This is a genomic window from Bradyrhizobium betae, from assembly GCF_004123905.1.
In the GTDB taxonomy this organism is placed as follows: Bacteria; Pseudomonadota; Alphaproteobacteria; order Rhizobiales; family Xanthobacteraceae; genus Bradyrhizobium; species Bradyrhizobium betae_A.
This window is the reverse complement of the sequence record NZ_MZXW01000010.1, coordinates 1-12,494: the sequence shown is the minus strand read 5'-3', so window position 1 is coordinate 12,494 and position 12,494 is coordinate 1. Positions and strand designations below refer to the sequence as shown.

10 protein-coding genes are annotated in these 12,494 nt (G+C 60.5%); 7 read left to right on the top strand and 3 right to left on the bottom strand.

The window, feature by feature from the left end; all coding sequences use genetic code 11:
• Nucleotides 1-115 precede the first annotated feature (115 nt).
• On the bottom strand, nt 116-2,461 hold the full coding sequence (gene bamA, locus B5V03_RS05545; protein WP_129268271.1) for an outer membrane protein assembly factor BamA: 2,346 nt from the start codon (nt 2,459-2,461) through the stop codon (nt 116-118).
• 164 nt (nt 2,462-2,625) lie between these two features.
• On the opposite strand from bamA, the gene B5V03_RS05540 reads away from it, so the two are divergent.
• Together B5V03_RS05540 and B5V03_RS05535 are read left to right on the top strand one after the other, a co-directional pair.
• Nucleotides 2,626-3,750: a hypothetical protein gene (locus B5V03_RS05540; RefSeq protein WP_245502167.1), complete on the top strand. Its 1,125-nt coding sequence runs from the start codon at nt 2,626-2,628 to the stop codon at nt 3,748-3,750.
• Nucleotides 3,751-4,463: 713 nt separating this feature from the next.
• Nucleotides 4,464-5,243: an AraC family transcriptional regulator gene (locus B5V03_RS05535; RefSeq protein ID WP_164987805.1), complete on the top strand. Its 780-nt coding sequence runs from the start codon at nt 4,464-4,466 to the stop codon at nt 5,241-5,243.
• Nucleotides 5,244-5,386: 143 nt separating this feature from the next.
• Here the strand turns inward: B5V03_RS05535 and B5V03_RS05530 are convergent, their stop codons facing one another.
• Both B5V03_RS05530 and B5V03_RS05525 read right to left on the bottom strand, forming a co-directional pair.
• On the bottom strand, nt 5,387-6,130 hold the full coding sequence (locus B5V03_RS05530) for an MIP/aquaporin family protein (protein WP_129268267.1): 744 nt from the start codon (nt 6,128-6,130) through the stop codon (nt 5,387-5,389).
• Between the two features lie 123 nt (nt 6,131-6,253).
• Nucleotides 6,254-7,717 carry a catalase gene (locus B5V03_RS05525; protein ID WP_245502166.1) on the bottom strand — a complete coding sequence of 488 codons (1,464 nt, stop codon included), beginning with the start codon at nt 7,715-7,717 and terminating at the stop codon, nt 6,254-6,256.
• A 733-nt stretch (nt 7,718-8,450) separates the two neighbouring features.
• Between B5V03_RS05525 and B5V03_RS05520 the strand changes: the two genes are divergently transcribed.
• From B5V03_RS05520 to B5V03_RS05500, 5 genes are all read left to right on the top strand, one after another.
• Nucleotides 8,451-9,401: a hydrogen peroxide-inducible genes activator gene (locus B5V03_RS05520; RefSeq protein WP_129268266.1), complete on the top strand. Its 951-nt coding sequence runs from the start codon at nt 8,451-8,453 to the stop codon at nt 9,399-9,401.
• Nucleotides 9,402-9,637: 236 nt separating this feature from the next.
• On the top strand, nt 9,638-10,123 hold the full coding sequence (locus B5V03_RS41325) for a hypothetical protein (protein ID WP_164987804.1): 486 nt from the start codon (nt 9,638-9,640) through the stop codon (nt 10,121-10,123).
• A gap of 468 nt (nt 10,124-10,591) precedes the next feature.
• The gene (locus B5V03_RS05510) at nt 10,592-11,836 is read left to right on the top strand and encodes a molybdopterin-dependent oxidoreductase (protein WP_129268265.1); all 1,245 of its coding nucleotides are present in this window, start codon (nt 10,592-10,594) and stop codon (nt 11,834-11,836) included.
• A 7-nt stretch (nt 11,837-11,843) separates the two neighbouring features.
• The gene (locus tag B5V03_RS05505; RefSeq protein WP_129268264.1) at nt 11,844-12,176 is read left to right on the top strand and encodes a c-type cytochrome; all 333 of its coding nucleotides are present in this window, start codon (nt 11,844-11,846) and stop codon (nt 12,174-12,176) included.
• 68 nt (nt 12,177-12,244) lie between these two features.
• On the top strand, nt 12,245-12,494 hold a 250-nt coding region (locus B5V03_RS05500), incomplete at its 3' end, for a GlcG/HbpS family heme-binding protein (protein ID WP_164987803.1).

The window sequence follows — 12,494 nt, the reverse complement described above, 5'->3', positions numbered from 1 at the left end:
TCATCTGGACCGGCATCGTCGAAGATAACGGGCGACAACTTATGCGCGACTGCCACCCCGAACTCATTGTTGGTCCTCTGGTTCCACAAATGTCGTTTTCGACTGACCAAACCAATCAGAACGGCGAAGCGGTGAAATTGAAGGGTTGCGTCACGTCGTAGGCAGCCTTGGTCACAGGCAGGGCATAGTTGACGGTGAGGGCGCCAAAGGGCGAGCCCCACGTGAGACCGACGCCGATCGACGAGCGTAGGATATTACTCTTGGCGACATTGACGGTCTGCGTCCCGAACGTCGTGGGCCCGGCGTAGCCAAACACGCTGCCGGCATCAACAAAGGCCGAGGCCTTCAAGCCATACTCATCCGGCACGCCCGGGATCCCGCTCTGCAGCTCGGCCGTGGTGGCCCAGTACATGCTGCCTCCGACATTGTCCATTGTACTGCCGGATGTCAGGTCGCGCGGGCCAAAGCCGTCAGGAGCAAAGCCGCGCACCATGCTTGGGCCGCCGAAGAAACTGTTGAGCAGCGGCACTTGCTGCCCGCCCCAGCCGCTGACGTAACCGCCTTGGGCTCGAATCATGCCGACGAGGTCGCCGCCCAGCGACTTATAGTAGCGCGCGTCTTCCGTCGTGCGCAGGAACCGGACGTCACCGCCAAGGCCGGCAAGGTCTTCCCGGAGCTGCGAGTTGATGCCGTTGGTCGGGCTCTTGCTGTTATCGAGCGTACTGTACGTCGTGGTGCTGCCGATGGCCGAGACCCAGGCAGGTCCGGCCGCGGCTGCCTGCTGGATCGGCAACGAGACCGTCGCCCCTGACGAGGGGGGCGAGAGCGTGACGTCTTGGTTCGAGAGCGAATAGCGCCACTGCACGCCGGTCTGTTCGTTCAGCGGCGTCGTCAGCGCAAAATTCGCGCCATAGCTGTCGCTGCCATAGGACTGATAGCTATTGGCAAAGCTCTGCTTAGCGAACAGCTCGGCGCCTCCCGTGGCGCGGCTGTCGAGTAAATGCGGTTCGGACACCGAAGCATCGAAGCCGCGCGAATATTGGCCATAGCTCACGCTGGTCTGCACCGCCGTGCCTGTGCCCTGGAAATTGCGGTCGCCGAGTTTGATCTCGCCCAGCCATCCATCCGTCGTTGAATACCCCCCGGAAATCGAGAAGTCGCCGCTTGACTGGTCCGCAACGTCAACGTCGAGTACGACGCGGTCGCTCATGGAGCCCGGCCTAGTCGTGATCTTTACGCCTTTGAAATAATTCAGGTCCTTCAGCCGTCGCTGGGCGCGATCGACCAGCGTCTGGTTGTAGGCGTCCCCTTCGGCGATGTCGAACTCGCGGCGGATCACATAGTCCTTGGTCCGCGTATTGCCATGGATGTCGATCCGCTCGACATAGCTGCGCGGCCCCTGATCGATCACGAATGACAGGTCGATCCGTCGCACCTCCGCATTGCGGTTAGTATGCGGCACCACATGCGCAAACGGAAAGCCGAGCTTAGCCAAGTCGAGCGCCAGGGCCTCCGTGCTCCTGTCGACGAGACTGTCGTCGAACGTCGCGCCAGCGTGCGCGGCAATCCGAGCGCGCAGTCGTTCGGGATCGACCTCCGGAATATGGGACTTTAGGTCGATACTGCCGAAGTGATAGGCTTGGCCCTCGTCCATCGCAAAGGTCAGGACGAAGCCTTGGATACTCGGGTCATATTCGGCCCGAGCATTGGCGATGCTGATGTCGGCATAGCCGTGGTTGAAGTAATAGCGCCGAAGCTGATCCTGATCGGCGGCGAGCCGATCGGGATCATAGACGTCTGCGTGGGTGAGAAAGCTCAGCACGTTGGTCACGGACGTGCTTATAACGGCAGCAAGCTGGCGCTTGCCGAAAACGTGATTGCCGACGAAGTTGATCTGCCGCACCGTCATCTTTGCGCCTTCGGTGATCGTGAAAACGAGGTCGACGCTGTCCTTGCCACGGTCGATGATTTCCGGCACCACCCTGACATCGATATGGCCAACGTGGCGATAGGCCTCCATGATGCGACCGACATCCGCCTGCAGCGTGGCACGCTGAAGCGGTTCGCGCGCCTTGGACTGGACGACGGCCGCGAGATCCTCGTCCTTGATTTTCTTGTTGCCTTCGAAGACGACGCGGGCAACGACCCTGGCCTCGACCAGGTGCACGACCACGGCATCGCCGGCACGATCGATCTTGACCCGGTCGAACAATTCCGTCGCGATCAGCCCCTTCAGCGCTGCATCGAGCGCCGCGGAATCGTAGCGGCCATCCGGCGTGGCCCGGAAATAGGAGCGTACCGTCTCGGCATCGATCCGCTGGTTGCCTTGAACGATGATCCTGGCTGGGGGAGGTTCAGCCGCAGAGGCATTCGGAGCGGAAAGCGCCCATAGAGCGGCGGCAAGTAGCGCTTGCAGGTTACGCGCGGGGCGCCGCCGTTGATCTCTCTCGGTAGCTCTCATTGTCACGTCGCGCCTGCCTGGTGTCTTGCGACGAGATCGAATTTCCCGCAGCGGGCAAAAGAATGTCGGAGGCAAGGTCTGTTGCAGGCTGATCATTAACGGCGCCACAATTTCGACGCGCTGTCGAGCCGGCCTCCCCAACAATGGTCGCATAGCCGCTCTAAATGGCGCTTAGCGACGATGCTCGAAGGCGCGCGCGATTGCGACCAGGAAGCCTTCGCGCGATGGAGTCTCATATGCGATATGCCGCACTCATCCTTCCCTTGCTGCTTCTCGGCAGCTCCGTTCGGGCCGCCGTTGCCCCCGAGATCGACCCGCGCGCCTCCCTTGGCGTGGTACAGCAGTGGATCTATGGTTACCGCGCCAAGCCGGACTATGCGCACGTGCCGGCGGCCGTACGCGTTCTCTTCCATTCCCAGACTTTCAAGGAGCCCGAGAGCGCGGGCATCTACCTCGGCTTCATCGCCGGCGCGATCGGCTCGAATCCTGCCAAGGCGGAGCAGCTCGTCAACAGCTTCTTCCCCGTGCCGCCGCAAGACGAGTGGGTGATCGTGCGCGCTATCGCCTATTCTGGTCTGCCTGACTGGCGCAACCTGCTGCGGCAGATCGAGCCAAACATTCCGGAGCGGCGTATCATGATCGAGAGCTATCTCGACGGCACGCTGCCGACGCTCGCGGAGATCCCGCTGGAGGACTCGAGGCCGGGCATGCTCGATAAATTGCGCAACGCCTTCACCCGGAATCCCTTCAAGAAGGAAGAAAAGAAGCTCGACACCAAGCTGACCTTCGCCTCTAGCCAGGATCTGCTGGATACGCTGTGGGGCTATTATTTCGCCACCGGCTCGCATGTCCCGATCATGCGCATCGTACAGATGCTGCCGTGGTCGAAAAGTCGCGATACGCTTGACAAGTTGACCGTGGGCAGCATGGCTCGTTACACGCTCGCAAGCTATGCGGTGCGAGATAGTTCCCTGCGCGAATTTCTCCGCGACGAACTTCCGCGGCAGTCCGAGGCTGTTAAGGGCCCGCTAACCGAAGTAATTCAGGCCGCAGACAGGGTCGAACTCGGCGCGGTCCGTCGCGATGCGCTCGCTGCGGTCGAAGAGCTCAAGGCCAAGGGATCGGACGCGCGCCGCAATCTGGATTTGTGGGGCCAGGTCGGCGTCGGCGCGATCGCCCTCGGCTGCGTGTCGGCTGCAGCCCTTGGCCAGGTTGCCGTCGGTATACCCTGCGTGATAGGAGGCGCCACTTCGCAAGGGCTGTTGTCGTTCTGGGAAAAACAGCAGTAAGGTCGACGCGCCGGTTTACGGCGGTGCAGGACCTGTCAGAGGTCGGCGATAGCTTAGGCTGATCCCCGGCGCTGTCATCGGCCCCGCACCACGTCGTGATCGAAGTCGCAGATATTCGTCGTTACGACCTTGAGAATGACCCCTTGATTGATCGTCTTATCTGCCGGATTTTGGAAGGTCGATATTCTGGACGAGGTATGGACGAGCTTGAAGTCGACTTTTGCCGTCTTGCTGCGATTACCCAATGTCACGCTAATTCTGTCTTGCATTCGCGCCTTTTTATTGCGTCAATTATACATTGCGTCGCGCCAATGTCTCGATGCGCTGTTCTTGTGGTAAATTCGCGCGTAGCGGCTTTTCCCGGCTTCGTCCCACAATTGTGGGCGAAACGCGCAAGACTCAATTGATCGTGACGGTCGTGTCTCAACTCGACGTGAGCGGAGGCGACTCCACACCTTGTTCGTCGTCGCGACCGCCCTACTAATAACATTTGGGGCTGGACGGTATCAAAGCGAGTCGATCGAATAATGGCCAGTTCCGCCGAATCGACATTGAATCAATCCGCAGCACTTCCTCTCCCGCGTCCGGCCCAACCTGCGCCGTGCCTAGATCGGAATCCTGAACCTCGCTCGCTTGTGAACATTTCGCCGCCTGAGATCGTCAGACGCCATTCTGCCACGTGGTCGGGCTTACACGCGGAGACGGTCCAGATCATGCGGCAAGTACCGTTTGAATACGGATTCCGGGCTCCATGGCATCTGCTCATTGCCGCTGAAGTCGCCGAGCGCGACGACGGCGAGACCTTTGTTGAAGGTCTGCCTCGGTCTACGCTTCGCAACTTCACGCATAAGCTCACCTTTGTTCCTGCCGGGCATGATTTCCGCGGATGGCAGAAACCGCGCGCATTGACGCGTACCACCTATTTCTACATCGATCCGTGCTGGCCACTGGTCGATCCGGCGCTGCGCTTCGAGGAGATCGAATTCAGGCCGCGACTGTTCTTTTTCGATAGCGATCTCTGGCAGACCGCTCTCAAGCTGAAGTCCCTGATTGAGAACTCGGACTCGATGCCCCGGCAATACGGCGAAGTGCTTGGCATCGCGTTGACGCATGAAGTCGTTCGCATCAACAATGACGCTGCGCCCCGGGGGCCCACCCATCGCGGCGGCCTTGCGTGCTGGCAGCAAAAGCGGGTGACCGCCTATATCGAGGAGCACGTCGCTGACGACATCCCGCTCGCGACGCTCGCCGGACTGGCGCGCCTGAGCCCGTTCCATTTCTGCCGGTCGTTCAAGGACGCCTTCGGAATGCCGCCGCGCAGATATCATGCGAACCGCCGAATCGAACGGGCCAAGCAGCTATTAACGAACCGCGAACTGTCCGTCATGTCCATCGCACTTGAGGTCGGCTTTAGCGATACGAGCACATTCACCGCTGCATTTCACAGGCTGACTGGCCAAACCCCGAGCCGTTACCGTCGCAATCTCGGCTAAAGCGATCCCAGATAACCGCTGGTTTCCACCCCGAGGGCCTGGCGACCTCGATTCAGAACTGAGATCAGTGATGCAGGGCGTCCGCTCCGACGTATCCATCGAAGCGGCTCCCGAATGCCGTGGCAGTGCGCCTGCTGCCGACCTCATTGGGCGGGCGCGCCGGCGGCCGCTCGGTGGTCGTTTGCCGTTCGCTCGTGCGCGAGTCGCGCAAGGGCGGTGTGCAGAAGGGCAGCAAGGATGGCGCCAACGATCGGGGCCGTCAGGTACAGCCAGGCATCGTTGAAATTTCCGGTCGCGACCATCGGACCCAGAGCCCGCGCCGGGTTGAAGGGAGCGCCCGTCAGGGCACCGCCCATGATAATGTTGAAGGTCAGGGTCATGCCGATAGCCACCGGCGCGAGGCTGCCGGCGCGGCCTGCAACCGCGGTGCTGAGGACGACCGTGACCAGGAAAAAGCCAAGCAATGCCTCGATCATGAAGCCCGCCTCCGGTGTGATCGTAACGGTCGCGGCACCTAAAGCGAGGTTATGCGCGAGTGCCGGTATGCCGAGGCCAGTTGCGGCGCCGCCCAGAACGGTCCGCAGCATGAGCGCGCCGGCGACACCGCCGATGAGCTGGCTGATGATATAGGAAAGTGCCTCACCGATCCTCATCGCGCCGGCGGCGAGCACGCCCACGGTGACGGCGGGGTTGAAATGCCCGCCCGATACCGGGCCATAGGCGAAGGCAAGAGCCATGATGGCTAGGCCGTGGGCGAAGGCAACCGCGGTGATGCCGTTAAGGCCGGCCCCGCCGCCGATCACAGCCGCGGCGCCGGCGCCGATGAACACGAATGCGAAAGTGCCGATGAACTCGGCGAGGAGTTTTGGTGCAATCCGGTCGGACATTGGTTCTCTCCAGAGATGATATTCACTGTTTGGCGCGATCAGCTTCGCGCCAAGGGATGATGCGCTGGTTCGAAGTGCGGGCGGCTCGGTAGGACAGGTCGCCCGACTGCGAGGCGGGCGGCGCTATTCCGCGACAACCATCTGCGGCTTGAAGTCGATGCCGATCGCCTTCGCGATGCCGACGCCGTATTCGGGATCCGCCCTGTAGCAGTGGGCGATCTGCCGCTTAACGATCTCGACCGGCACGCTTTGCATCGCTGCCTTGTAGTTCTGGAACAGCTGCTGCTTCTGGTCGGTGCTCATCAGCCGGAACAGGTCGCCGGGCTGACGATAGTCGTCATTGCCGTCGCGGTGATTGTAGCGATCGGCTGCGCCCGAGATTGGAAGCGGCGGCTCGCGGAAGCGCTCGTCCTGTAGCGGGCCGTTGAACGAGTTCGGCTCGTAATAGGCATCGGGATTCGGGTTTCCTGCGAGCCTCATGGCACCATCGACGTTGTAGGTGTGCACGGGGCAGCGCGGCTTGTTGACGGGAAGCTGGTCCGCGTTCACACCAACGCGGTAACGATGCGCGTCTGCATAGGAGAAAATGCGAGCCTGCAGCATCTTGTCAGGCGAGTGGCTGATGCCAGGCACGATATTGGCGGGCGACAGCGCGGCCTGCTCGACTTCAGCGAAATAGTTCTCCGGATTGCGGTTGAGTTCGAGCACGCCGACCTCGATCAGCGGGTAGTCCTTGTGCGGCCACACTTTGGTGAGGTCGAACGGGTTGTACCAGTGCTTGCCGACATCGCTTTCTGGCATGATCTGCACGGAGAATTTCCATTTCGGGAAATCGCCTCTCTCGATCGACTCGAAGAGATCGCGCTGATGGGTCTCGCGATCCTGCGCGACCCGCTCAGCAGCTTCTGCATTGGTCCAGTTCTTGATGCCCTGCATGGTCTTGAAGTGAAACTTGACCCAGTGACGCTCATCTTTAGCGTTGATGAAAGAATAAGTGTGCGAGCCAAAACCATCCACGTTGCGATAGCTCTGCGGCAGGCCTCGCTCCGACATCAGGATGGTGACCTGATGCAGGCTCTCTGGCGACAGCGACCAGAAATCCCACATCGCGGTCGGCGAGCGCATGTTGGTTCTCGGGTGCCTCTTCTGGGTGTGGATGAAGTCAGGAAACTTTAGCGCGTCGCGCACGAAGAAGACCGGCGTATTGTTGCCAACCATATCCCAGTTGCCTTCCTCGGTATAGAAGCGCAGCGCGAAGCCGCGGACATCGCGCTCGGCATCGGCGGCGCCGCGCTCGCCCGCCACCGTAGAAAAGCGGATGAAAGCTTCGGTCTTCTTGCCCTTTTGAAGCACCTTGGCCTTGGTGTATTTCGTGATGTCCTGCGTGATGGTCAGCGTGCCAAATGCGCCCGAGCCCTTGGCATGCTGGCTGCGCTCGGGAATGCGCTCGCGGTTCTGATGCGCAAGCTTCTCTAACAGAATGAAGTCCTGCATCAGCACCGGGCCGAGCGGGCCCGCCGTGACGCTGTTCTGGTTGTCGGAGACCGGCATGCCGCTGTCGGTGGTGAGTGTAGGGCGTTTGGCCACGGATTGCTCCTGTGTTGCGAGACATTATGATCCCGGCAGCGCTGCTCATGTTTTCGCAACGTCGTCTGGCAGGATTGCGGCTGCGAGACCGGGCGTGAATAGAAATGTATGCGTCCGCTTCGCAATGAGTTTGGCGCGATTGCTGCAATTCATGCGGTTTTGCGCCAATCTCCGAAAGCGGAATTAATTCAGCTGGCGCGATCCAGACATGGAGCGCAAGCGCGAGCCGTAGTCACGCGTAGTTGTGGTCTCGGCTCACAAGCTCGTGTCGGGTCGACATGCGTTCTGGAATGTTGCCGCCAATCGGAGCCAATCTGTTCGGCAGGGCGACACCTCTCGCAGATTGCAAAAGGTTTCTCATAAGCGCCTCTGCGCACCAACCGTGAGTACGCGGAGTTTCGGCGCGGCAATGCGGCGAGCTTCCATTTCGATGCACAGGACAGCTCCTGAAGCGGCGCCCTCAACTGGGCGGGAGCGGCCGGACAAGTGATGTGGCCAGCAGCCAAGCGGCGTTCCGTCCGAGACATCCGCGGACGCACGCTACAGCGTCATGGTGACGCTCGATGATACGCCTGATCTGCGCAGTAGCTGGGCTGCGAGTACAACGAGGACGATGTTGATCCGACCAGTGGTGGAAAGGTCAGCCGCTGGTTCTTATCTCGTGTGCGAAGGGTCCGTCATTCTTTGCCATTGGTCCAACGGATAAAAACGCACAGCTATATTGGACATTCCGATGGCCATCCTGCCCAGTCTTCAACAACTCCGCTTTCTCTGTGCTTTGGCCGAGCAATGCCATTTCGGCCGTGCTGCGGAAAGTTGTGCCGTCACGCAGTCGACGCTGAGCGGAGGGATCAAGGAGCTCGAGGCGCGGCTGGGCATAACGCTGTTTGAGCGCAATCATCGCCGCGTGATGCTGACGCCCTTGGGAAAAGAGATCGCCACGCGCGCCAAGCGCCTGCTGGTCGACGCCGAAGAACTGGTCGGATTCGCCCGCAACGCGCAGGAGCCATTGGCCGGGCCGCTCCGGTTTGGGGTAATCCCTACCGTCGGGCCGTATGTCCTGCCCTCACTGCTATCGCATCTCGGCACTGCGCGGCCGAAGCTCAAGCTGCAAGTCCGGGAGGCTCCCACTGCGGTCCTGCTGAAGACGCTCGCCGGAGGAGAACTCGACATTTTGCTGGTGGCCGTTCCTTATGAACTCGGCGATGTGAAGACGATCGAAATCGCAAAGGGTCCAATCGTCGTAGCGATGCCACGCAACCATCCTCTTGGCCAACATAAAGTGGTAGGCCGCGAGGACCTGGCCCGCGAGCAGCTGCTCCTGATCGAGGACGGACATTGCCTGCGTAGCCATTCACTGCAGGCATGTCGGATGATGGACCCGGGTCGTAATGAGGTCTTCCAGGCCACCAGCCTGCGATCGCTGATCCAGATGGTGGCCGCTGAACTTGGCGACACGCTATTGCCACAAATCGCGGTGGATTCGGAACTCACATCATCTCGCAATGTTGTGACTCGGCCGCTCTCTCCAGAGGAGCCGTATCGCACCCTGGTCCTGGCCTGGCGAACGACATCCTCGCGCGACGGCGAATTTAGGATTCTTGGAACTCTAATCCGAGAGTGTCTGAATGTTGCCGAGAGCATTTCACCACACCGGGACACTGAAGCACTGCCAACGCGCTAAGCCGTGCAACACGTAGGCATCCACGGTGGCGACGCCTGTAAGTCGGTCCGTATTTGCCAATCCTACGCGAGTGATCAGCATGATCCTTTTTATGCCGATGCCACTGCCATCGGCTGCCCCGATTACTGCCTTCGAAACTTTCCGTTAGCTATTCGGAGCCGCGCGACCAAATGTTGGCCGGGGCGAGAAGTTCGATGATGATCACTGATGGCTCTGCCCATCGAAAGGAAAGATTCATGACTGGACGAAAATCGATGATGCTGTTGGCGACCACCCTCCTTGCCGGGTCTCTGTTCGCGACGGGTGCGCAAGCGCGCGGCGGTGGAGGTGGCGGCGGTGGAGGTGCTGGCGGACATGGGGACGGCTTTGGTGGTGGCGGTGGCTTCCACGGCGGAGGCATGGGTGGCTTTGGCGGCGGCGGCTTTCACAGTGGCGCTTTCGCTGGAGGGTTTCACGGTTTTGGCGCCGGCCCCGTGGTTCGAGGATCCAACAATGGCGGCTTCCGTGGCTTTGGCCCCAGTCCCGTCGCGCGAGGATCTAATGGCCATGGCTACGGGCACCACCACTACGGCGGCAGGCCGTATGGCTACTGGGACAACTACGCTTACGACTATCCGTACTACGAGGATTCCTACTACGACGACGGCAATTGCTATGTCCTTCGGCGACGGGTGCACACCGCGCATGGTTCGCGTCTGCAACCTAGCAGGGTATGTGGTTGATCGGCCGTCGGTTATTGATGTTCATCGCCGTCTCAACGTCAACCGACTGTCGATTGCCATGAGAGGACCTCAGCGCGGTCTGGCGCTGAGGTCCTTTTTGCGAGAGGGCGCTACTTCCTCGCCGCGACACGCCACGTTTCGGCAATCACGTAGCTGTGCTCGACACTGCAAGTTCAACATTCGAGTTTCGCATACCTTTTTAAACATCCGTTCAACCGCTGCGGCTCGCCGAACACTCAAGCGTGATGAACATGGTGCTCGTTCCTTCCTACATCTGGAAATGAGGCGCTTGGCTTGCGTTCACGGCAGACGACCCGTTAACCGCGACAGCGGGCTGGTACTCGCAAAATCGTACGGCAGATGGGTCTTGCATGCAGTGCGGACGCTCCGGTCACCGAAGCTGCCGTTAAGCCCGATGCCGCCGACCAGGTTCGGCGATACCGCAGGGGCACAGGATAGGAGCAACTGATGCGGGATCACGACGTGCAACCGTCGATGCTGACGCGACGGGGTGTGCTGGGCGGGATGGGAATCGCGAGCTTGGCGCTTCTGTCTGCGCCAGCATCAGCGCAAGAGACGGTCGATCTAGATGTGCCGGGCGGCCCGAGTATGCGGATGGTCACCACATCCTATCCGCAAAAGGGCCGAATGATCCTGCAGCGCTCGAGCCCGCCATGGCTTGAGACGCCCTTCGAAGTCTTCGACCAGGGTGTGTTCACCCCAAATAACCAGCATTATGTAAGCTGGCACTGGGCGAACTTTCCAGCCGACATCGATGTGGATAGCTTTCGTCTGAATGTGCGCGGCCAGGTCAATCAGATCCTCTCGCTGTCGCTCAAGGATGTTTTACACGGGTTGCCGAGAGTCGACATCGCCGCAGTCAACCAATGCGCTGGCAATTCGCGTATATACGCCGTCCCACGCGTCGCCGGCGCTCAATGGGCAGATGGCTCGATGAGCAACGCGATCTGGACGGGGGTGCGTCTCAAGGATGTGCTTGACCGGGCGGGTGTAAAAGCTGGCGCAGTTCAGGTCCGGTTCGGCGGCCTGGACGACCCGGCGATGGAGGGTGCACCGAAGTTCCTGAAGTCGCTCACCATCGATCACGCTCGCGACCGCGAGGTGATGATCGCTTTCGCCATGAACGGCGAGCAACTTCCCCTGCTGAACGGATTTCCGCTGCGGCTCGTTGTGCCCGGCTGGTGCGGTGTTTACTGGGTCAAGATGCTGAACGACATCGAAGTTCTGGATCACCCGGACACTAATTACTGGACGGCGACCGGCTACCGCGTGCCCGACACGCCGTACAATACTGTCAAACCCGGCGAAACCGGATTCAAGATGGTGCCGGTGACCCGCAACGCTCCCCGGTCGTTCATCACCAACATTGGTAACGGCGACAGCGTGCCGGCGGCGACGCCAGCTTTGGCACGGGGCATCGCCTTCGGCGGCGATTGCGGTGTTGCCCGCGTCGATCTGTCCATTGATGGCGGCAAGAGCTGGCAGCCGGCCCAGCTCGGTGCTGACCATGGCACATACGGCTTTCGGCAATGGCAGACGCAATTCACCTTGCCGGCGGGCGGCGCGCACACCCTGATGGTTCGTTGCACCAATACCAAGAACGTGGCGCAGCCCGGTTTCCGGATCTGGAATCCGGCCGGCTACATGTTCAATACCATTGAAACGACCCATGTGGTCGCGGCCAAAGGATGACCTGAGAATGTTACGCGCTGTTTTGCCGATAGTCACCGTTCTCGGTTTCGCTCTTTTGGCGTATCCTGGTGAAGCCGCAAGCATCACCACATTGAAGTCGCTGAAGCTGGATGTCCCCACCAGCGACACGATGTTCCCCGCCGGTCCGGAATCCGATGCGATCAACAACAACTGTCTCGCCTGCCACTCGGCTGACCACGTGTTGAACCAACCGTCGCTCTCCAGGGAGGCCTGGCAAGAAGTCGTCAACAAGATGATCACAGCCTACAAGGCTCCTGTCAGCCCTGACGACGCCAAAGCTATCGTGGACTACCTGGTTCGCACCAAGGGCACTTCTTAGGTATGTACGCAAGCTGCCCGCGACAGCATCCCTCGCGGCGGTAAACTTCATGAACTGAGTAAACGCGCATGACGAAATTTGAAATTGGCGTTGGAATGTTGGCAACGGTCTTCTGCTTTGCAGCGGGGGCGCAGACCATCAACGTGATGACCCTCGATCAAGCCGGAGCGCAGACGGTGCTGCAGGCGGGAAGGGAGAACGCAGAGCAGCGGAATGCGCCCTCGGCGATCGCGGTGGTTGATCCTGCCGGCGATCTGCTTGCTTTCCAGCGGATGGATGATGTCCGCCCGGCAAGCGTGGACCTTGCCATCGAGAAGG